The organism is Pedobacter cryoconitis (genome assembly GCF_014207135.1).
In the GTDB taxonomy this organism is placed as follows: domain Bacteria; phylum Bacteroidota; class Bacteroidia; order Sphingobacteriales; family Sphingobacteriaceae; genus Pedobacter; species Pedobacter cryoconitis_D.
On the sequence record NZ_JACHCC010000004.1, the window covers coordinates 214,448 to 236,120 of the forward strand.

Here is a 21,673-nt window from a genome sequence, read left to right on the forward strand (position 1 = left end):
TCTTTATAACGAAGGATTTGCTTCCTTTTCTTTGCGGCGTTGTTCTCTCCGCTCTCTTCGCAATTCTTTTTTTGTTTTTTTTACTGTATCCTGTACTGATAATTGTCTTGCCGTTGTGTCTTTCTTCTCTTTTTTGGAACGACCAAATAACCTGTCAAAAAGATTTTTTGATTCGTCCTGCATTTTAACCGGTGAATCTGTATCGACATCAAAGGCCGCCGCCGCAGTATCAACCTTTGCCGAGTCTGGTAGCAGGTATTGACGTAGTCCTGGTCTCAGTCTTACATTGTAAAAACCATAACCGCTGGTATCCGCAGGCGTCAGACCACGCCTGGCCATTATTCTTCCCATATATCTGAAATATGGCAGCATATAGTCTTTCAGTCCGCCATCTCCGCGGAATTTGAACATAGCTATTTTAGGACGGGGAACAATATTAGCCAGAAATATCCCTTCGCCAATGTTCAGTTCTGCCGGGCTTTTACCAAAGTATTGTCTAGATGCCTCTCCGATTCCATAGATGTTTTTACCCATCTCAATGATGTTGAAATAGACCTCCAGCATCCTTTGTTTACTCACCAGGTGATTATTTTCAATTAACCATACAATCAGGATCTCTTCGGCTTTACGTGCAAGTGTCTTTTGACGGCTTAGAAATACATTTTTTACCAGCTGCATAGAAATTGTACTTCCTCCTCTGACGAATTTTTTCTCCTTGAAATTGATCACAAATGACTTACGGATTGATTCTTCCACAAAACCTTTGTGTGTATAAAAAGAAGGATCTTCAGAGGTTAGCAGTGCATTTTTAAAGTTGCTGGAAATCTGTGAAAGCGGGGTGTAATTTGGATTGGAAGGCCCGATCATAATATCGCGCATAGGCTTTCCATACTCATAAGGAGTATAAATGAAGGGCTCGTTGATCTTCTGCAGATTTAATTTGCCCCATTTTACAATTTTGAACCCAAATGGAGTAAGTGTAGAATTGAATTTCAGACTATCTGGTGTTTTACTGTCGAGGTAAAAATTAAGGTCATACTTAATTTTTCCTTTAACCTGTAATCCATCCAGCGATTCAAATAACCCCTCGGGAAAAGCATTTAAAACAGCCTGAGCATCCTGTTCATCAGCATGAAGTTTTACTTCATAAATTTTGTTTGGTGACAAAGTATATTTTAAATAAGGATGTATCGCAGCGTCTTTCAGAAACACAGTGGATGTGCTGTCAAGAGCAACAAAGTTTGGGCCGATCAGCATGTCTGCATTGATCTTTGCATCCTTTACAATTATGTCATTAGAAGCGATTTTAGCATGGTTGATCAATAGATTTTTAACTGACCAGGAACCTGATATTTTGAAATTGTCCCCACTGTATTCCGCACTTTTCATTTCAGTCCGGACAGTGTCAAAACTAAGTTTCGCATGCAATTTATTTTCGAGATAAGGTAGTTCCACTTTTTTACCATCGGCAAAGAAAAGGACGTCCATTTGCTTTTTACCCGGCTTTAGTTTACCGTTAATATGCCAGGTTGCCTCATGATCATTGACCAGTATAGTAGATTTCAGATCACCCCCGTCTATAGTTGCCGTTGTTGTAAGAAAATTCAGTTTTGCCGTATCGTTATCATTCAGGGTAAACAACAGATTTTTCATCTCCATGTCATCAGGGATCTTATTTAATACCTGGTTGAGTATGTCATGGGCAATATCACTCAGATCAATTTTTGATTTATTATCTGTTTTATCTTTCTTTTTCCGTTTCAGGATAAAGTCAAGATTGGTGAGGCTGTCTTTGAGTACAACACTTACTTTACCAGAATTCAATACAACTTCAGCCAGTTTTACATCACCAAAAAGCAAAGGGAATAATTTAACGCCTACAGTCAGATCTGCTACAGTAGATAAAGTATCCCGGTCTTTTGGGACTACTGAAATATTTTTCATATGCACTGTACTCAGTCCGTTGAAGCCTGCTTCACTTATTTTTATCTTAAGTCCATAATCAGTATCTGCTTTTTTTATAGCCTTGGCTATCATTTGTTTGAGTAGAGCCTCTCTTTTGCTGTAAGCAATGGTCCCCACGATAGCGATTAATACAAGAAATATTCCCAGAACCCATGCACCAACTTTGATGTATTTTTTAGGAATGTTAATTTTTGGAAGATGCATGCTGTAAAATAGGTGTTTAATTGCTTAACGTTAAATGCAAATGTTTATTTCGTGTTAAAATTACACTTAAAAAGCCTAAAATCAATTAATTGTACCGTCCTTTTGTTAATTTTGGGCAATGAATATTAGCAAGGAACAAGTTTTAGCAGCTTTGAGAAATGTCGAAGACCCTGATCTTAAAAAAGATCTGGTGACTTTGAACATGATCAAAGAGCTGAGCATCGAAGATAAAAAAATTACTTTCACTTTAGAACTCACCACTCCTGCGTGTCCGATGAAAGATATGCTGAAAAATGCTTGTCTGAATGCAATCAGGCATTTTGTTGATAAGGAGGCTGAAATAGAGATCAAAATAACCTCGAGGGTAACCAAGCCAAATGATACAAACCAGTTGAAAGATATTAAAAATATTATTCTGGTGTCTTCAGGTAAAGGTGGGGTTGGAAAATCAACGGTTGCCAGTAATCTGGCAGTCACATTGGCTGCTGATGGCGCTAAAGTAGGTTTAATCGACGCAGATATCTATGGGCCTTCTGTCCCTACGATGTTTGGTTTGCTAGGTGCTAAGCCCAGTGCGAGGGAAACGGCTGATGGAAAAACGTTAATATTGCCTATCGAAAAGTATGGGATCAAATTGTTATCTTTAGGTTTCTTTGCAGATCCCGATCAGCCTGTGCCATGGCGTGGCCCGATGGCTTCGAATGCAATTAAACAGTTATTCAATGACGCAGACTGGGGTGAGCTTGACTACCTGATTGTGGATCTTCCTCCGGGAACCGGAGATATTCATATCACGATTACTCAGAGTTTTCCGATTGCAGGCGCGGTAATTGTAACTACCCCTCAGCAGGTTGCCCTGGCTGATACAAGAAAAGGGCTTGCCATGTTCAGGATGCCATCAATTAACATTCCGGTATTAGGAGTAATTGAAAATATGGCTTATTTTACGCCGGAAGAATTGCCTGAAAACAAATATTACATTTTCGGTAAAGACGGTGGTAAAGCGCTGGCAGCATCTTTTGATGTTCCGTTTTTAGGCGAATTGCCTTTGGTTCAGGGGATCACTGAAGGAGGGGATAGTGGTACGCCAATTGCAATGGATAGAGAAAGCCAGACAGCCTTAGCCTTCTCGGTTATGGCTGGAAAGATTGCACAACAGATTGCAATTAATAATGCATTGCGGACAGATAGCTAAAAAATTAGTAAATTTATATTTTTAAAATATATCATGGAATTATTAGAACAAGTAGAACAGGCATTAGAAACGATCCGTCCTTATCTTAAGGCTGATGGCGGAGATGTGGCTGTTGAAGAAATTACAACGGATAATGTGGTTAAATTGAAGTTATTAGGTAATTGCGGATCTTGCAAAATGAGCTTTATGACTATGAAAGCAGGAATTGAGCAGGCTATTATGAAAGCCGTACCACAAATAACAGGAGTTGAGGCGATTAACTTAACCGAGTCGGTTTAATCCATTTAACATAATTTAACTAGCCAGCTAGGGAATTACAGTTATTTTTGTACGATGAAATACATTTTCACGTTGATTTTTGTCTTTTTTACGGCGGGGCTGTTTGCGCAACAGGTACCTGCGGGAAAAAGACTGATTCAATTTTCGGGTATTATAACAGACCGGGACAGTAGTTTTGTTGTCCCTTATGTCACTATAACTAATAAATCCAACCAGGAACAGCGCTATGCTGCCAATTATAAAGGTTACTTTTCATTTGTTGCCCATCCAGGTGATACTTTAGTTTACAACGCAATCGGATATACTGATAAAACGGTTATTATTCCATTGTCAGTTAAAGATGCGAAGTACACTGAGATGGTTAAGATGAAATCTGAGATTGTTTATCTTCCGGCTGTACGTGTTTATCCATGGGCCACTGTGGAGGAGTTTACCAAGGATTTTCTCTCTATGAAAGTAGCTGATGATGATATGGAAATTGCAAGGAAGAATATGTCTGCACGCTCAATTAATGGAAAAATTCAATATCTCCCCAGGGATGCCGGAGAGATATCGTCTACGAATTTCCGTATAGACCAGGAAAGGGCGTTGAATAGAAATATGGTTCAAAGCAACCCTTTGTTAAATCCATTTGCCTGGGGTAAATTAATGCAACAGATTTTTAACGGAGATAAAAGCAGGCAGACAAGTAGCAGTAACTAGCGCTTCTTATTGCGTTGTTGCGGGAATTTCATTTTGTAGTCTGCGCGAACATCTCCCCTGGAAATAGAATCCAGTTTAGATTTCAGCATTCTTTTACGCAGTAAGCTCAGCGTGTCGGTAAATAACTTTCCTTCAATATGATCATATTCATGCTGTACTACACGTGCAGGCATGGCAGATAAGGCTTCTTCATGCATTACCCAATTCTCATCATAGTATTGGACCAGAACATTTGGTTTACGCATTACGTCTTCCCTGATTTCAGGAATACTCAGACAGCCTTCAGTAAAAGCCCATGGCTCACCTGATTCTTCGAGTATAACAGCATTGATAAATACTCTTTTGAATCCTGGATTTCCGTCTTCGTCTGCACCTGTATCTACAATAAAAAGCCTGATTGGCAACCCTATTTGCGGAGCGGCAAGACCAACACCATATGCTGCATACATCGTATCGAACATATTGCTGATCAGTTTTGTTAAATCCGGATAATTTTCATCTATGTTCTGGCATACTTTCCTTAAAACGGGATCTCCGTATGCTACAATTGGTAATTTCATCTGTATAATTTTTATTAACACTTTTAATACACGAACTGTGTATTTGTTCGCTCTGCAATATATCTATTGCACTAATTAAGATACAAAAGTACGAATATTACCCTAAAGGGTAAAAGGTTAGGACGCTAAGATTTTTTTCATCCAGAATTTCATTGGCGATAGTTGCCATTTCACTGGTTCTTACAGCCTCTATTTTTTCAAAAACAGTTTCCAGACTATCAATTTTATTGTAATCAATCAGACTTTTTGCCATAGAAACAATTAATCCGATCCTGTTTTCTTCTCCCAGCGCAATCTGACCAATGAACTTATTTTTTGCTTTCTGTAACTGAACTTCCGTCAGTGGGTTTTCTCTGATTTTACGGAATTCTTTATAAATCAGAGACTGGGCACGATCAACTTTTTCTTTATCTGTACCAAAGTATAAAGTAAAAATACCAGTGTCGCTTAAAGGGCTGTACCCAGATTCTATGCTGTAGGCAATACCATGTTTTTCGCGGATCTGCAGATTCAGAATAGAACTCATCCCTGTACCACATAGCAGGTTATTCAGCAATAACAATCCGGTTTTGAACGGGTGGTGCAGCGAATAGGCAGTAGAGCCTATCATTGTATGCGCCTGCATAATTGGTTTCTGGTCTATTCTGGTAATTACCGGGGATGAAGCAGGCGCCTTTCTGCTCTCCTGATGCAAATTCTCAGGAATCTCTTCATAATACTTTGTGAAAATTTTAACTGCTTTGGCTAGGCTGTAATTACCTAATACAGCAACAACAATTTTATCAGTATGATAATTGGCCGCAATAAAATTTTTGATATCCTGCTGAGAAAGTTTGTTTACACTTTCTGTAGTTCCTAAAATATTACGTCCTAAAGGATGATTTGCAAAAACAAGATCTTCAAAATCATCATATATGGCCTCTTCTGGCTGATCAAGATAAGAAGCAATCTCATCCAGAATAACTCCTTTTTCCTTTTCCATTTCTTCTTCAGGGAAGGTGGAGTGAAATACGATATCATTAAATAATTCCAGTGTTCTGTCCAGGTAAGGATGCAGAAAAGAAGCATGGATACAAGTATATTCTTTTGTGGTATAGGCATTCAGGTCAGCTCCAACACTTTCCAGCCTGTTCAGAATTTGATTGGTATTGCGTTTTTCTGTGCGTTTAAAGATTAAATGCTCAATGAAGTGGGCAAGGCCAGCCTGATTTTCATTTTCATCGCGGGACCCGCTGTTAACGATAATGCAGGCATGAGAAATTGCTGATGCAGAGGGTACGTGAAGAAGACGAATGCCATTCGGCAAAGTGTGTACGTTATATTCCATTCTTTGCAAAGATACAGAAGAACATTGCTACCAAATTGTAATATTCTCTCTTAAAAATCAGATGAGGATCCTCCTCCTCCAAAATCGCCGCCTCCAAACGGACTTTGTGTACCCTTAGGGGTATCTTCCAGTTGGGTTGAAGCAATAATCAGGGATTCGACATTAATTCCACCAGGAATAGTTTCTGCTGCCAGTTCTTCATAAGTAAACCCATGTTTAGGCATTTTGAGGTATCTGATCAGCCAGTAAGATCCACCCAGAGTAACTATCCCAATCAGGACCAGAGTCCCTTCAATAGGCAATACATGGTAATAACTTTTAAAAGTGACGGCTGCTATGGCAATCAAAATCAATCCTGTACGTAATAAAATTACATTTTTTCTGTAAACGCCTGCTCCGGTATAAATAAAAGGGACCAAAATTGTCCATGGCCAGAAGAAAACGGGGTAAGGGACTTTATAAGGACCAATTGTAGTATACCCGTATAATTCTGTTCCCAGTTTCTGTACGACATAATAATTACCCGACAGGTATAAGGTAACCAGGCTTGTTATTTGCACAAGACTAATACAATGCTGGTAATAAATGAGTGCGGGCTGCTTCGTTTTAGTCAATGAAAAATAATAGATTATACCAGAGAGTAGAATGACCAGGAAAGGTAGCGTAGCGGCTCCAAAAGCACTGGAATTGTACCATAATACAGCAGCAAAGAATACCAAAGAAAGGAAACTCATTATAGCCATCAGGCTATCCGTAAAACGGATGGTATAATAGCTACTCAATAGGAAAACAATTCCAGCTGTCCAGTAAAGTTTGGTTATCGAATTTGAGTCATAAAGTGGAAACCGATTGGCCAAAAGGATTAAAAAGCCGGCAAGGATCAGACCTGCTGAAATCCAGGTCAGGGCGTCATCAGCACCTGATCTGAAATGATTTTCTCTTCTGACAACAAATTCAAGTACAATATAGCAGAAGAGACCTAGAAAAAAGTACCACACAGGGCTTTTGATGAGATCAGAGTCCAGTAACATATAGGTCAGTAAACATCCAAAAACAACCGCAATAATATTGGTTAGAATAAACAACCCAACCCTTACGAAGATATTCGGAGAATAAAATCCGACAGGATAGGCAGCTTCTATATTTTTAAATTCATCTTTTGACAGTTCACCAGAATCAAGTGCCGGACGAAGCTGTTGTTGTACAGACAGATTAGCCAGCCATATTTTATTATAAATAATCATAATGCCTTTATTTTTTTATTTAAGCTAATCAGTAATGTCACAAAATATATAGCGGAACCGATAAGGTATAGTAAGCAGAGCACAAAGGCCGATGATGAATCCGACTTTATAAGCCAGCTTATAACAAATGTGCTGGCAGCGATGTAGACATATAAAATAATCATCAGCAGGAAATAGAATGATTTATTCTTCAGGGCATCCCGATATAAAATAAAACCCAGTATTGGTACGCCAATCAGCCACAGATAACCCAATAAATAGGAAGAATCGTTGAAATATCCTGAAAGCAAGGAGATAAACGAAATATTTAAACCAAAATTCTGGTAAGTGAATTTAAAATGTTTTTTGAAATTATAATGTTCAGCGCAATAACCAGCGACTAACAGGAGCAGTCCCAGGAAAAGACCCGTATAAATAAGTGGAGTAGTATTTTTAAAGCTATCGGCCACCATTCCGATTGGGGAAACTGTTATACCCATCCAGATTGCCAGATTGGTAATTGCCATGCTCAGTACGCCTAAATGATCAAATTCATAAGCGATATAAAACAGAATTAACATAGGGATAAGGGTTGCCATTCCGTAATGTGTACCGAAAATTAAATACTGGAATTGAAGATAACCTAAAAAACTCAGCATGCTCAGACAGCCAAGCAGCAGGACATAGTCGTAAAGTGAACCTGGAGACTTAACCTGTTCCCTGTTAAATGGTTTTCTGTTTTTAATACAGTAATAAAAACATCCGGTACTGATTGCCGCAATAAACAATAAGATAAACTGATGACCAATGGTATCTATATTTTTGTAAATCAAAATGCCCAACCCTGTACTTAACAGCGTAACACCCAGGTACAATAATGTTTTCAGTTCCCAGTGCAGTGAAAGTAATGGATTGTTATGTTTATAAACTGCTTTTTTGAGTGTTTCCTCAGTAATAAGGCCTTCATCATGCAGCTTTTTATACAGCTCGATATTCATACAATAGTTTAATTCTATAGTAAACTAAGAAAAAAATAACTTTATAAATAATTTACTGTCAATTTGACAACTAAAATCAAATTGGAACATCCCTTGATAAAGCCGTTATGTACTTAAAAATGAGTTAACATATGAGCATAGAAGAAAAAGGGAGTATTTCCATACATACCGAAAACATCTTTCCTATTATTAAGAAATTCCTGTACTCAGATAATGAGATATTCCTGCGAGAGCTGGTTTCAAATGCGGTTGATGCTGTACAAAAAATCAAACGGTTAGCTGCCTTAGGACAATACAACGGTGAGTTGGGCAATCCTTTGGTTGAAGTTGCACTTGATGAGGAAAAAAAGACTATCACGATCAGTGATAATGGCTTGGGAATGACTGCCGAAGAGATTAAAAAATACATTAATCAGGTAGCTTTTTCAGGAGCGAGTGAATTTGTTGAGAAGTTCAAGGATGCTAAAGACGCTAACGAGATCATCGGTAAATTCGGATTAGGGTTTTATTCTGCTTTTATGGTATCAGATTTAGTCGAAATTCAGACTTTATCTTACCAGGACGGTGCTGAGCCAGCACGTTGGGTTTGTGACGGAAGTACTTCTTATGAGATTACTGAAGGCACACGTACCACACGGGGAACCGAAATTATCCTTCATATTAACGAAGAATCAGCTGAATTCCTGAGTAAACAGAAATTAGGAGAGATCCTTGATAAATATGGTAAATTCTTACCTGTACCAATTAAATTCGGTACAAAAACCGAGCAGATCCCTGACGGTGAGGATGAAGAAGGAAAGCCAAAAACGGTAGCTGTTGAAACTGATAATATTATCAATACCACTGATCCGATCTGGACTAAGGCACCTGCAGATTTGTCAGACCAGGATTATCTGGATTTCTACAAACAATTATATCCATTCTCAGAAGATCCCTTATTCTGGATCCACCTGAATGTAGACTACCCTTTCAACCTGACAGGAGTATTATATTTCCCGAAAGTGAAAAATGATTTTGATATGCAACGCAACAAAATCAAATTATTCAGCCGCCAGGTATTTATCACAGATGAGGTTAAGGACATTGTACCTGAGTTCCTGATGTTATTGCACGGGGTAATTGATTCACCGGATATTCCTCTGAATGTTTCCAGAAGTTTCCTTCAGGCAGACAGCAATGTGAAAAAAATTAACAGTTATATCACTAAGAAAGTGGCTGATAAATTAGCTGAACTCTTCAATAAAGACCGCAAGGCTTACGAAGAGAAATGGGGCGATATCGGTCTTTTTGTGAAATACGGAATGGTGAGTGAAGAGAAATTCTATGATAAAGCAAAAAGCTTTGCCTTATTGACTAATACAAAGAATGAGCACTTTACTTTAGAAGAATACCATGATAAGGTAAAAGACATCCAGACTGATAAAAATGGCCAGGTTGTTTATATCTATACTAATGATCCGGCTAAACAGGATAGTTTCATCCAGTCTGCGGGTAAAAAGGATTATGATGTATTGCTGATGAATTCGGCCATTGATAATCACTTTGTAAGCTCATTAGAACAAAAACTGGAAAAAACATTGTTAAAACGTGTTGATTCCAGTGTGGCGAGTAAGCTGATTGAAAAAGATGAGGTTATAGAATCAGTATTGACAGAGGAACAATCTGCAACGGTGAAAGGTGTTTTCGAAAAAGCGATTGTCAAACCAGGTTTCCAGGTAGAAATCGTAGGTCTTCACCCGGAAGAGTTCCCGGTAACCGTAACCATGGATGAATTTATGCGTCGTATGAAAGATATGGCACAGATGGGTGGCGGAATGAGTTTCTATGGAAATATGCCTGATAATTATAAAGTTGCAATCAATGGTAACCATAAACTGGTTAACCGGATTTTGCAGACTGAAAATGCAGAAGAGCAAAATGCATTGGCAAAACAAGCAGTTGATTTAGCCTTACTTTCTCAGGGAATGTTAACAGGAGCAGAATTAACTGCCTTTGTTAATCGTAGTGTAGAGTTAATCTAAGCTGCTATTCTTTCTGATAAAAAAGCGGGCCCGCAATTTTGCAGGCCCGCTTTTTTATGTAGTTATTTTTTTATTCCGTGATATTTTCCAGGCTTAAGAGGAATGAATAATTCAGGGCAATGTCTTTCAGGTAATCAAATCTTCCGGATGCACCTCCATGTCCAAAATCCATATCCGTTTTAAGTAATAACAGATTCTGGTCCGTTTTTGTCACTCTTAATTTCGCGATCCATTTTGCAGGTTCAAAATACTGTACCTGGCTGTCGTGAAGTCCTGTAACCACCAATAAATTCGGATAAGCCTTTTGTTCAATATTTTCATAAGGAGAATAACTCTTCATATAATGGTATGCATCTGCGTTCTGCGGATTTCCCCATTCATCGAACTCATTTGTTGTCAATGGAATACTCTCGTCAAGCATCGTATTAACCACATCTACAAAAGGTACCTGCGCAATCACACCGTGCCAGAGTTCAGGAGCAAGATTAACTATTGCACCCATCAATAATCCTCCGGCACTGCCTCCCTGTGCATATAGATGTTCGGGACTTGTAAATTTCTTTCCGATCAGGAATTTACCGCAATCGATAAAATCGGTAAAAGTATTCATCTTTTTCATCAGTTTTCCGTCTTCGTACCATTGGCGGCCCATTTCCTGGCCTCCCCGGATATGAGCAATGGCATAGACAAATCCTCTGTTTAGCAGGCTGAGGGTATTTGTAGAGAATGAAGCATCAATACTGTGGCCATAAGAACCATAGGCATATAACAGAAGGGGAGCTTTTCCATCCATTTTAAGGCCATTCTTATATACCAGTGAAATCGGAATTTTGGTGCCGTCTGTGGCTGTAGCATACAAACGCTCTGTTGTATAATCACCCGGATTATAACCTCCAACAACCTCCTGCTGTTTCATCAGTTGTTTTTCCCTTGTCTTCATATGATAGTCATAAACAGATGAAGGTGTAGTCAGTGAGGTATAAATAAAACGGACTTTCTCACTGTTATATTCGGGATTGTAACCTACAAAAGCATTATATGCAGGTTCACCAAAGTCAATGTAATGTTCGGTACCATTAAAACTAAGGATACGCAATTGCATGAGTCCATTTTTACGTTCAGAGATAACCAGGAAGTCTTTGAAACCCTCTATATCTTCCAGTAAGACATCCTGACGATGGGGAATTACTTCTTTCCAGTTTTCCTTCCCTGTTTTATCCAGCGGGCATTCCATTAGACGGAAGTTCTGCGCGTTCCAGTTGGTCAGTATCAGAAACTTATCTGCTACTGGGATAACATTGTACAAAACATCTTCCATTCTGGATTGAAATACCCTGAATTCTGCATCAGGCTGATCTGCCGGGATTATTCTTTCCTCGGAAGAAAGTGTTGCCTGAGAGGTGATGACGATATATTTACCAGATTTGGATTTTTCTACTCCAATATAATTTGATTTATCCTTTTCTTCATAAACAACAGGGTCCAGATTTGCATTGCTTCCTAGTTTGTGTTTTTTAATCTTCTCACTTAGCAGGGTCTCCGGATGCTTTGCTGTATAAAACAGATTTTGGTTATCTGCTGCCCAGCAAGGGTCTCCTTCGGTATTTAAAATTTCGTCTTCCAGTAACTCTCCTGTTTCCAGGTTTTTGATTAATATAGTATACTGACGTCTGGAAACCTTATCGACACCATAGGCCAATAATTTATTATCCGGGCTGACACTATATCCGGTCGCATTATAATAGGCATGGCCTTTAGCCAGTTCATCAATGTCCAGTAAAATCTCTTCGTCTGCGGTTAAACTCTCCTTCTTCCGGCAAAACTTAGAATACTGTTTCCCTTCCTCGGTTCTCGAGTAATAAAAATAACCATTTCTGAATACTGGGACAGACTCATCCTTTTCCTTAATCCGGCCTTTAAGTTCTTTAAATAAGTTCTTTTGTAACGTTTTTGTACCACTCATCATGGTCTCCAGATAACTATTCTCTGCTTCGAGATAATTGATTGTCTCGTTACTATGAGGTCCCTTTTTAAAATAATCGATCATCCAGTAATAATTATCTGTTACTGAATCACCATGTAAAATCCGTTGTTTTGGTTTAATACCGGCTATCGGAGGACTAGCCAGGGGCCATTTATAAGTTTCCATTTTTGTATCTTTGTTTTTACCGGCTAAAGCTGAACGAGGCAGCGATATCAACTGATGTTCTGCTCTGCCTCATGCAAATTAGGATTTATTTTATAAACTGAATGTCATCATGAATAAGATACTTAACCGTAAGAATATATTTAATGCTGTTTTGATAGCTCTTTTCCTTGTTCTTTTGTTTGTCCCTCCGGCTAAAGCCCTGGTATTAGAAGGATTGATGAAAATAGGGTTCTTCAGGCCAGACACGACAACTGTTCAGGCTAATAGTAAATCCGGAGAGTTTTCGGGCGTTAAATTTAAAGATATCAGTGGAAAAGAAGTTGATCTCGGGGAACTGAAAGGTAAAGTTGTATTCCTGAATTTCTGGGCGACCTGGTGTCCACCCTGCCTGGCAGAGATGCCGAGTGTAAATGCGCTGTATGAAAAATTTAAGACAGATAAGGATGTCGTTTTCATTTTAGTAGATGCAGACAGTCAGCTGCCCAAGGCGCAGCAATTCATGGATAAAAAAGGCTACGGTTTACCAGTATATGCTGTTGCCAGCGATATACCAGAGAACCTTTTTAAAGGATCATTGCCTACTACGGTAGTTTTTGACAGAGAAGGAAGAATTTCCTATAATGAGTCAGGTGCAGCTAATTATGCAGATCCCAAATTCATCACATTTATCAATAAATTAAAGGCCGCAAATTAATTATCATCAATTTATAAACCCGTCTTAAAGGGAGTTTTAAGAAAATAATCATGCAAGAACCATTTGATATTACTATAAGAGATGTTGACTATGCTATATTTCCGGAGGGAAATGATACCTACGTTGTTTATAAAGACGGAAAGGAGTATCTGCATATTCTTAAAGACACAGAATCCCAGTGGCTGAAATTAGATCCTGATACAGCACTGCCGCTCTTCGGAGAAGATGAAGAGGTAAATGCTATAGGTCAGGAAATTATAGCTTATGTTCCTGAAGAAGAAGAGGAAGACAACGAATCGGAAGAAGCATAAACCCCTTAACAGGCTCTGAACCCCGTTAAGGGGTTTATCTTTTTATAACCTTTATCTTTTTCAGGGTGTTCCCGTTTCTTGATATCACACCAATATATAAGCCTGTAGATAAAGAAGAAAGGTCAAACTGATACAATCCACTTCCATCTTTAAGATAGACTTTCTGGCCGGAAAGGTTATAAAGCGAAAGTGTATAGGGGTCAAAATCCCCACTACGTACTGATAGTAAGTCTGTTACTGGATTAGGATAGGTTACAAAATCATTTGCTTTGAGGAAGTTGAGTGGCAGGATGTCAGAGAGAATCTTAAGACCATCATTGGTTTCGAGTGTTACCCGGTAAAATTGTACACCGCGAATGAGATTAGGGTCAGGCTGACTGTAGTTCAATAAACCGGAGGTTACCGGAACAACTGCAAGTGGAACAAAAATACCCGGAGAAGTCTGTTTTTCCCAGGTAATTGTTTTCAGATTATAAGTTGTAGCAATGGCGAGGTCAAGTTTACCTGCATCATTAACTACGCTGGCCAGAAATGTCCGGATATAACAAGCAACTCCTTGCGTGGTATAATCAAGAGTATAGCTTTTCAGTCCGTTAAAATCTGTTCCATTAGCAGAAACAGCAAAATAAGGTGATGATATTGAAGCCTTATCAATGATAGCAATTGTATCCGTAAGCTGTTTAAAAGAAGTTAATATATTGTTTTTCAGATTATAGAGGGTATAGCCCGTTGCTAAAGGCTGGGTAGGCCAGTGAAATAAGATTTTATCTGCGCAATTATAACCAACCTTGAGCTTCTCCGGCGCTGAGATAACAAAAGATTCACTGATAAATTCTTTCCCACCACTTTCCATCTTTAATAGCGCGCGTGTAAATAAATTGGGGGCTGTCCATTTAAAGAATGTAGAACTGAAATTTATATTGCTGCTTAAAACCGTCCAGTTAACACCATTATCGTAGCTTACAGAGAGTTTTCCGCCTTGCCCTGATAAAGTAGTCCCCCATCTTACATAATTGTCTTCAGTGGCAAAAATGGAGGCATCTTTCGCAGGAAAGGTCCAGGTAAAATCATTGGCTGGTTTTATCTGATAGGCGATACTGAAATTCTGTTTTCCCTGAGTAACCGAGCGGCCTTTTACATGGATGATGTAATTACCAGGGGGTACGTTATCCAGACTAAGCTGTTGTACTGTGTTAATATTGTCTATTTTTCTTGTGGCAGGTAAAGCTAATGAGTCAGCACTAGGGTATGTGCTCAGTGCCCAGGGTAAAATAACCGTTCCTGCTGGTGTTTGCATAGATAAATCAAGATGATTCACTATGGCCTGAACACTGTTGACTACTGCAGGAGGGTCAGTCCAGGCCAGTGTCACTTTAATGGTCTGCTGATTAACCGGTACCTGCAAAGGGAAAGTATAATCCTGCTGGTCCGTTACGCTCCCGGTCTGGAACCTGTTTTCCTGAAGTGTAAGGATAGCCTGATAAGCATTCAGTTTCCCAAACCCTGTTGCATAATCTACCTGTGGTGTTCCGATATCATCTGCAGAATTAACCAAAATACTCTTGACTACGGCAACAGGGGGTTGTTTTCCGAAAAGACTTTTGTATTTCTGCTGAAAAAGGGCGACTGTGCCCGAAGTTAATGCGGCTGCGCCTGATGTACCATCTTGGCCCAACGCAACGATCTCCGGTTTTACTCTTCCGTCATAAGCCGGTCCTTTGCTGCTCATAGCTTCCGATAAATTTTCCAAGCCTATTCCTCCAACTACAATTACATTTTTAGCAGTCTTAAAGTTCCCCGTTAAATTAGCTGTATTTGGAATATTCTTATAGATGCCATCAGTCGCGATAACTAATCCCGAGTTCCCGGCAGAGAAGACATGAACTATAGTATCAGCTTCATATACCTGTTTGTCGTATGCTACAGCCTGGATACCATAGAGATTATCTATGGTAGAAGTGCCATAAGAATGATTCTGTACATTTACCTTATATTGATTAAGCTCTTTAATATCATCGGGCATCAGGTCAAAATTATTTTTGGTATAATCCGAAGCAGTCAGACTGGCAAAAGGAGCTGCGCCCAGTCCGCGGATGAAAGAATTTCCTCTACCCAGAGCAAGTGTTGCCATGATGGTGGCATGATCATCTACTACAGGAGCATTAGAAGGAGAAGCAACAATATTTCCAGTCAGATCTATATCTTCTTTAGCGAACATCTGCTCTTTTAAGGATAATGTGATACCTTTCCCATTGATATCCGGATAACGGAGATGCACAGCTGCAATCTCGTTATCAGATAGATCTGTGTCATTGATTACAATTTCATCTTTTGGAGTTTGAATGATATCTGCAAATAAAACTTCGTCCAGTTGTAAAATTGCCATCAGCTCATTCATCTGAATACTTGCAGTAATCACATAGTGCTGCTGATCTAAAGTGTAATCTTTTAAGGACTGAAGTTGTCTGGATATCACCAGGGTCTTTGGGTTTATCGCAATTCTTATAATAAATTGCTTATTCTGAGTATTATATTGTTCATATAACCGGTTTAACTTGTCACTTGCCTTCCACCATGAGTTAGCTTTTGCCTGTGCTAAAATGATGTTACTGACTTTAGCAGCCATATCTTCTCTGATTATGAGATGATTCAAAGAAAAATTGCGCAATGGTTTTAGTTCTTCAATTTCTTTGCTGGTCAGGGGCCGGCTTAATTCTACAAGCAAAAGATTTTCGCCATTTATCTTCGAATTTACTGTCGTAGAGCTGTATTTGTTGAAAATATTCTTTTTTTCTGCAACCGATAAATTCTGCCCTTTTACAGCTGTGCTGAAAAGAAAAATTATAATGAGAGCATATTTTATTTTGATTTCCACAATATTTTAAATTTAAAAATTTGTTTATGGTTAAAATTATATATAATTTTAGTTTAACCATCTAACCCACAAACATTCTACCTAAAAAACTAACTTAATGAAAAAATTTAACTTATTCTCGCTTGCCATTGCCGGCACGCTTGCACTTTGCGTTTTTGGCTGCCAAAAAAAAGATGCAGCAACTACAACTGGTTCAAATCAGAATGAAATTTCTGCTACCACTAAAGCTCAGATTACTGCCCTTGGGTTCAGTACAGAAAATGCCAGAAAAGTAAACGGAGGTTATCTTGTTGAAAATGACATCCTTTTAAGTGAGGCAAATCTTACAGAGAAATCTTCTTCTCCAAATCTGACAATAGCTTCCACCGAACAATACAGAACCACTAATGTGGTGAAAGCTTTGCCAAGAGTAATTACTATTTCAGTAACTAACTTACCTACGGTATATAGTGATGCAGTTAACGCTATGATCACCAGATATAACAATTTGGGTCTACGCTTCACTTTCCAGCGTGCAGCAGCAGGAACTACTGGTCAAATCGATGTAGTAGGTTTCAATGAAGGTCCTTCAGGTGGTTATATCACTTTAGGTTCTTCAGGGTTCCCAACTTCTGGAGGTAATCCTTTCAACCAGATCCAGATGAATACTAACCCTGCAGCTTATGGTTCTAACCCTAACCTGGGTTATTTAACTTCTGTTTTACAACATGAAGTTGGACACTGTATTGGTTTCCGTCATACTGACTACAAAAACAGAGCTTATAGCTGTGGTGGAAGTGCGTCTAATGAAGGTACCGCTGGTGTTGGTGCAGTTCAGATTCCTGGTACACCATCAGGACCAGATGCAGCATCATTCATGTTAGCTTGTTCAAACGGTTCTGACAGAACCTTTAATGCAAATGATGTAATTGCATTGAACTACTTATACAAATAATTTAATCACTAACTACTAGAGTTTTGTGGATTAGTGGCTTTAAGCCCGGCAATTTTTATTGCCGGGCTTAGTCTTTTTATGACTAAATTTTGCGCTTTAGGGCATAAATTGTTATCATAATAGAATTATCTATTGAATATCAACAGTTTGGGTAAAAATAAATTCGTTTTTAATAAAAAATTATATATAATTTTAGATTAACCTATGATTCATTAATCATCTACCTAAAATTAACTTAATGAAAAAACTGAATTTATTATCGTTTGCCCTTATGGGCACAATGGCTCTGTCTTTCTATGGATGCCAGAAAAAAGATGCAGCGACAACAACAGCTGCTTCCAGCCAGGACAAAATTTCTGCAGCTACAAAATCCCAGATTAACAAGATGGGATTCAGCACTGAGAATGCCCGTAAAGTAAAAGGGGGCTATCTTGTTGAAGGGGATATCCTTTTAACTGACAAAAATCTCAATGAAAAAGCAGTAAGCAGCCATTTAAGTATTGCTGAAACAGAACAATACCGGACCACAAACCTGGTTAATGCATTGCCAAGAGTAATTACAGTATCTGTAACTAACCTACCACAGGTTTATAGTGATGCTACTGATGCAATGATTACCAGATATAACAATTTGGGTCTGCGTGTTACTTTTCAACGTGCAGCTCCTGGTAATACAGGTGATATCGACATCTTTGGATTTGATGAAGGGGTTGGACCTGACGGGTATATTACCTTAGGTTCATCTGGTTTCCCTACTTCTGGAGGCGATCCTTTCAACCAGATTCAAATGAACACCAATGTTGATGCCTACGGTGCTAATCCAGACCAGGGATACCTTACTTCAGTAATTCAGCATGAAGTAGGACATTGTATTGGTTTTCGTCATACTGACTATGCCAACAGAGCTTATAGCTGTGGTGGTTCTTATGCAAATGAAGGTCAGAGTGATGTTGGTGCGATCAGAATTCCAGGTACACCATCAGGACCAAATGCAGCATCATTCATGTTAGCCTGTTCAAATGGTTCTGACAGGACTTTTAATGCAAATGATAAAATTGCACTGAACTATTTATATAAATAATTAACGAACAAACCATAGCTAATTTATGGATCAGGGCCTTAAAGTCCGGTAAATTTTACCGGGCTTTAATAAAAGGCTAACCTGCCCAGTTATTTCTGTCAAGACTACGATAATGTATCGCTTCAGCCAGATGTTCCAGTTGTATCTCCTTGCTGCCAGCCAGGTCCGCTATGGTGCGGGAAACTTTTAATATCCTGTCGTAGGCACGGGCAGAGAGGCCCAGTTTTTCCATTGCCTGTCTGATCAGGGCTAATCCCTGATTGTTGATCACACATAGCTGTCTGACCATATTTGGACTCATCTGGGCATTATAATGTATCCCAGTAAATGTATTGAAACGCATTTGCTGTTTTGCTCTTGCCTTAATTACCCTTTTTCTGATAAGCATGCTTTTCTCAGAAAGATACTGAGAAACCAGTTCATTGAAATCAACCGGGGTGATTTCCACATGAAGGTCAATCCGGTCCATTAAAGGGCCCGAAATTTTACTCAGGTATTTTTTTACCACCCCTGGTGAACAGCTGCATTCCTTTTCAGGATGATTATAAAATCCGCAGGGACATGGGTTCATCGAGGCAATGAGCATAAAGCTAGCCGGATAGTCAACACTTAGACGGGCTCTTGCTATAGTTACCTTCCTGTCTTCGAGCGGCTGACGCATGACTTCCAGTACAGCCCTTTTAAATTCAGGTAATTCATCCAGGAATAAAACACCATTATGGGCAAGAGAGATTTCTCCTGGCTGCGGATTACTCCCTCCTCCAACCAGTGCAGCATCAGAAATACTGTGATGTGGGTTACGAAATGGCCGTTCCGTCATTAACGAATTTGCAGCTTTCAATTTTCCTGCTACAGAATGAATTTTAGTAGTTTCCAGTGCTTCGTCTAAGCTTAACGGAGGTAAAATCGTTGGTAAACGTTTAGCCAGCATAGTCTTTCCTGCCCCCGGTGGCCCAATAAGAATCAGGTTGTGACCGCCCGCCGCTGCGATTTCCAAAGCGCGCTTGGTACTTTCCTGCCCTTTAACATCAGAAAAGTCATAACCATACAAGCCTCTGTTTTTTAAAAACTCCTGTGCTGTATTTACCTGTACGGGCTCAAATATAGTATTCCCACTAAAAAAAGCGATGAGCTCTTTTAAATGGCACATGCCATAAACCTGCAAGCCATCAGGTACTGCAGCTTCTCTTGAATTATCTGCCGGGAGTACAAATCCCTTAAATCCGGATTTAGCCGCCTGTATGGCAATAGACAACGCCCCCTTCACGGGCTGTATACTGCCGTCAAGCGAGAGTTCTCCGGCAAGAAGGAACTCTGCTTCCTTTTCGGTACTTAATTGTCCTGAGGCGATTAAAATACCTAGTGCAATGGGTAGGTCATAAGCTGTTCCCTCTTTTCTAAGGTTTGCCGGAGAGAGGTTGATCACTATTTTTTGTCTGGGCATCTTTAAACCCGACGACTGGATGGCGCTTTCTATTCTTTTCAGACTTTCCTTTACCGCATTATCGGGTAATCCGACAATATGATATTTATTCCCGCTGCTGATACTGACTTCAATGGTAATGATTTTAGCATCTACACCGGATATGGCACTGCCGTAAGTTTTAATCAGCATAATCTTTGAATTGTATGCTAAATTAATCCGGTATTGACTTTAGGTGTTAATGATCAGGTGTGTTTTTTTTGCATAAAAAAAACCGGAATGAAAATTCCGGTTTTTAAAAAATTGAACAGATTTACATTCTTCCCTGAGGCATCTTAGGCATACCGCGCATCATTTTGGCAGCAGCAGCAGGATTTGAAAACTGTTTCATTACTTTACGCATATCCTCAAACTGTTTGATCAGTTTGGTTACTTCTTCAATTTTATTACCGGAACCCTTTGCTATACGCAGTCTTCTGCTTTGCTGGATACTATCCGGATTTTCTCTTTCATATTTCGTCATTGATTGAATGATGGCTTCTACATTTTTGAAAGCATCATCTTCAATCTCTACGTTTTTCATCATTTTACTGACTCCCGGAATCATGCCCATCAGGTCTTTCATGTTACCCATCTTCTTGATCTGCTGAATCTGGTTGTAGAAATCGTTGAAGTCAAATTTATTTTTACGGATTTTCTTTTGAAGTTCAGCTGCCTCTTTCTCGTCGAATTGCTCCTGAGCACGTTCAACAAGGGAAACAACATCACCCATCCCTAAAATACGGGAGGCCATCCTGTCCGGATAGAAGACGTCAAGCGCTTCCATTTTTTCACCCGTACCAACAAATTTAATCGGTTTGTTAACGACAGATTTGATAGATAAAGCGGCACCACCACGGGTATCGCCATCCAGTTTTGTCAAAACAACCCCGGTAAAATCCAGACGGTCGTTAAATGCTTTGGCTGTATTAACCGCATCCTGTCCGGTCATGGCATCAACTACGAACAGGATTTCATGCGGTTTAGTATGCAACTTCACATCCGCGATCTCATTCATCATCTCTTCGTCTATTGCTAAACGACCGGCAGTATCAATGATGATTACGTTATGATGTTCTCTTTTTCCTTGTTCAATCCCTTCAAGCGCAATAGCTACAGGATCTTTAGAATCCTTGTTTGCATAAACAGGAACGCCAATCTGTTCCCCTAATATTTGCAACTGGTCTATAGCAGCAGGACGATATACGTCACCTGCAACCAGTAAGGGCTTTTTACCTTTACTTTTCAGGTAGTTTGCCAGTTTTCCGGAGAAGGTTGTTTTACCCGCACCGTTCAGACCAGCAATTAATATAATCGTTGGATTTGTTTTTAAGTCCAGTTCCTTGACCTCACCACCCATTAGGGCCGTCAGTTCGTCGTTCATTACTTTGGTTAGTAATTGTCCCGGCGAAACAGCAGTCAGTACATTCAGACCTAAAGCCTTTTCCTTAACTTCGTCAGTGAAGCTTTTAGCAGTTTTAAAATTTACGTCGGCATCCAGTAAAGCTTTACGAATTTCCTTCATGGTCTCTGCCACGTTGATCTCTGAAATGCTTCCCTGACCCTTTAGAACTTTAAACGCCCGGTCTAGTTTATCCTGTAAATTTTCAAACATGTTTTATTAATTGATAGTCAATTAGTTATTGTATAGTGGTAGAAGAGTACAAAGTTGCAAACATTTTTAATAACAATC

The 21,673-nt window shown here is 39.3% G+C and carries 17 protein-coding genes; 8 read left to right on the top strand and 9 right to left on the bottom strand.

Annotation, left to right across the window (positions count from 1 at the left end; translation table 11 throughout):
• Positions 1-3: 3 nt before the first annotated feature.
• Positions 4-2,169 carry a transglycosylase domain-containing protein gene (locus HDF25_RS08595; protein ID WP_184624337.1) on the bottom strand — a complete coding sequence of 722 codons (2,166 nt, stop codon included), beginning with the start codon at positions 2,167-2,169 and terminating at the stop codon, positions 4-6.
• 118 nt (positions 2,170-2,287) lie between these two features.
• Here HDF25_RS08595 and HDF25_RS08600 point away from each other — a divergent pair, with 118 nt between their 5' ends.
• From HDF25_RS08600 to HDF25_RS08610, 3 genes are read left to right on the top strand one after another with little or no spacing between them, the layout of a single operon-like run.
• Positions 2,288-3,364: an Mrp/NBP35 family ATP-binding protein gene (locus HDF25_RS08600; protein WP_184624338.1), complete on the top strand. Its 1,077-nt coding sequence runs from the start codon at positions 2,288-2,290 to the stop codon at positions 3,362-3,364.
• A gap of 33 nt (positions 3,365-3,397) precedes the next feature.
• Complete coding sequence (locus HDF25_RS08605; protein ID WP_184624339.1) at positions 3,398-3,643, top strand: NifU family protein; 246 nt, start codon at positions 3,398-3,400, stop codon at positions 3,641-3,643.
• 54 nt (positions 3,644-3,697) lie between these two features.
• Positions 3,698-4,345, top strand: coding sequence for a hypothetical protein (locus HDF25_RS08610; protein WP_184624340.1), 648 nt, complete (start codon positions 3,698-3,700; stop codon positions 4,343-4,345).
• Here the strand turns inward: HDF25_RS08610 and def are convergent.
• The 4 genes from def to HDF25_RS08630 form a co-directional block, all read right to left on the bottom strand.
• Entirely contained in the window at positions 4,342-4,905 is a 564-nt protein-coding gene (gene def / locus HDF25_RS08615) for a peptide deformylase (protein ID WP_184624341.1), read from the bottom strand. The genes HDF25_RS08610 and def overlap by 4 nt on opposite strands.
• Positions 4,906-5,002: 97 nt before the next feature.
• A complete protein-coding gene (locus tag HDF25_RS08620; RefSeq protein WP_184624342.1) occupies positions 5,003-6,232 on the bottom strand; it encodes a M16 family metallopeptidase in 1,230 nt (409 codons plus the stop codon).
• A 50-nt stretch (positions 6,233-6,282) separates the two neighbouring features.
• Positions 6,283-7,476, bottom strand: coding sequence for a hypothetical protein (locus tag HDF25_RS08625; protein ID WP_184624343.1), 1,194 nt, complete (start codon positions 7,474-7,476; stop codon positions 6,283-6,285).
• Positions 7,473-8,453, bottom strand: a complete 981-nt coding sequence (locus HDF25_RS08630) for a DUF2157 domain-containing protein (protein WP_184624344.1) — start codon at positions 8,451-8,453, stop codon at positions 7,473-7,475. The genes HDF25_RS08625 and HDF25_RS08630 overlap by 4 nt, the downstream gene beginning before the upstream one ends.
• 131 nt (positions 8,454-8,584) lie before the next feature.
• On the opposite strand from HDF25_RS08630, the gene htpG reads away from it, so the two are divergent.
• Positions 8,585-10,474 (top strand): molecular chaperone HtpG, encoded by a 1,890-nt coding sequence (gene htpG, locus HDF25_RS08635; RefSeq protein WP_221450879.1) that lies wholly within the window; start codon positions 8,585-8,587, stop codon positions 10,472-10,474.
• Positions 10,475-10,544: 70 nt separating this feature from the next.
• Here the strand turns inward: htpG and HDF25_RS08640 are convergent, their stop codons facing one another.
• Positions 10,545-12,623: a S9 family peptidase gene (locus HDF25_RS08640; protein ID WP_184624345.1), complete on the bottom strand. Its 2,079-nt coding sequence runs from the start codon at positions 12,621-12,623 to the stop codon at positions 10,545-10,547.
• Between the two features lie 109 nt (positions 12,624-12,732).
• On the opposite strand from HDF25_RS08640, the gene HDF25_RS08645 reads away from it, so the two are divergent.
• Both HDF25_RS08645 and HDF25_RS08650 read left to right on the top strand, forming a co-directional pair.
• Positions 12,733-13,317 (top strand): TlpA family protein disulfide reductase, encoded by a 585-nt coding sequence (locus HDF25_RS08645; RefSeq protein WP_184624346.1) that lies wholly within the window; start codon positions 12,733-12,735, stop codon positions 13,315-13,317.
• A 50-nt stretch (positions 13,318-13,367) separates the two neighbouring features.
• Positions 13,368-13,628 (top strand): hypothetical protein, encoded by a 261-nt coding sequence (locus tag HDF25_RS08650; RefSeq protein ID WP_184624347.1) that lies wholly within the window; start codon positions 13,368-13,370, stop codon positions 13,626-13,628.
• A gap of 34 nt (positions 13,629-13,662) precedes the next feature.
• On the opposite strand, the gene HDF25_RS08655 is transcribed toward HDF25_RS08650, so the two are convergent.
• Entirely contained in the window at positions 13,663-16,503 is a 2,841-nt protein-coding gene (locus HDF25_RS08655) for a S8 family peptidase (protein ID WP_184624348.1), read from the bottom strand.
• Between the two features lie 97 nt (positions 16,504-16,600).
• Here HDF25_RS08655 and HDF25_RS08660 point away from each other — a divergent pair, with 97 nt between their 5' ends.
• Positions 16,601-17,437 carry a M57 family metalloprotease gene (locus tag HDF25_RS08660; RefSeq protein ID WP_184624349.1) on the top strand — a complete coding sequence of 279 codons (837 nt, stop codon included), beginning with the start codon at positions 16,601-16,603 and terminating at the stop codon, positions 17,435-17,437.
• Positions 17,438-17,675: 238 nt separating this feature from the next.
• Positions 17,676-18,518, top strand: coding sequence for a M57 family metalloprotease (locus tag HDF25_RS08665; protein ID WP_221450880.1), 843 nt, complete (start codon positions 17,676-17,678; stop codon positions 18,516-18,518).
• 76 nt (positions 18,519-18,594) lie between these two features.
• On the opposite strand, the gene HDF25_RS08670 is transcribed toward HDF25_RS08665, so the two are convergent.
• Together HDF25_RS08670 and ffh are read right to left on the bottom strand one after the other, a co-directional pair.
• Complete coding sequence (locus HDF25_RS08670) at positions 18,595-20,133, bottom strand: YifB family Mg chelatase-like AAA ATPase (protein WP_184624350.1); 1,539 nt, start codon at positions 20,131-20,133, stop codon at positions 18,595-18,597.
• A 121-nt stretch (positions 20,134-20,254) separates the two neighbouring features.
• Complete coding sequence (gene ffh / locus HDF25_RS08675) at positions 20,255-21,595, bottom strand: signal recognition particle protein (protein WP_184624351.1); 1,341 nt, start codon at positions 21,593-21,595, stop codon at positions 20,255-20,257.
• Positions 21,596-21,673 lie beyond the last annotated feature (78 nt).

Bases quoted from the DNA above. Each gene is read 5' to 3' on its own strand.
- HDF25_RS08595 (WP_184624337.1), bottom strand. From the start codon at position 2,169: ATGCATCTTCCAAAAATTAACATTCCTAAAAAATACATCAAAGTTGGT.
- HDF25_RS08600 (WP_184624338.1), top strand. From the start codon at position 2,288: ATGAATATTAGCAAGGAACAAGTTTTAGCAGCTTTGAGAAATGTCGAA.
- HDF25_RS08605 (WP_184624339.1), top strand. From the start codon at position 3,398: ATGGAATTATTAGAACAAGTAGAACAGGCATTAGAAACGATCCGTCCT.
- HDF25_RS08610 (WP_184624340.1), top strand. From the start codon at position 3,698: ATGAAATACATTTTCACGTTGATTTTTGTCTTTTTTACGGCGGGGCTG.
- def (WP_184624341.1), bottom strand. From the start codon at position 4,905: ATGAAATTACCAATTGTAGCATACGGAGATCCCGTTTTAAGGAAAGTA.
- HDF25_RS08620 (WP_184624342.1), bottom strand. From the start codon at position 6,232: ATGGAATATAACGTACACACTTTGCCGAATGGCATTCGTCTTCTTCAC.
- HDF25_RS08625 (WP_184624343.1), bottom strand. From the start codon at position 7,476: ATGATTATTTATAATAAAATATGGCTGGCTAATCTGTCTGTACAACAA.
- HDF25_RS08630 (WP_184624344.1), bottom strand. From the start codon at position 8,453: ATGAATATCGAGCTGTATAAAAAGCTGCATGATGAAGGCCTTATTACT.
- htpG (WP_221450879.1), top strand. From the start codon at position 8,585: ATGAGCATAGAAGAAAAAGGGAGTATTTCCATACATACCGAAAACATC.
- HDF25_RS08640 (WP_184624345.1), bottom strand. From the start codon at position 12,623: ATGGAAACTTATAAATGGCCCCTGGCTAGTCCTCCGATAGCCGGTATT.
- HDF25_RS08645 (WP_184624346.1), top strand. From the start codon at position 12,733: ATGAATAAGATACTTAACCGTAAGAATATATTTAATGCTGTTTTGATA.
- HDF25_RS08650 (WP_184624347.1), top strand. From the start codon at position 13,368: ATGCAAGAACCATTTGATATTACTATAAGAGATGTTGACTATGCTATA.
- HDF25_RS08660 (WP_184624349.1), top strand. From the start codon at position 16,601: ATGAAAAAATTTAACTTATTCTCGCTTGCCATTGCCGGCACGCTTGCA.
- HDF25_RS08665 (WP_221450880.1), top strand. From the start codon at position 17,676: ATGAAAAAACTGAATTTATTATCGTTTGCCCTTATGGGCACAATGGCT.
- HDF25_RS08670 (WP_184624350.1), bottom strand. From the start codon at position 20,133: ATGCTGATTAAAACTTACGGCAGTGCCATATCCGGTGTAGATGCTAAA.
- ffh (WP_184624351.1), bottom strand. From the start codon at position 21,595: ATGTTTGAAAATTTACAGGATAAACTAGACCGGGCGTTTAAAGTTCTA.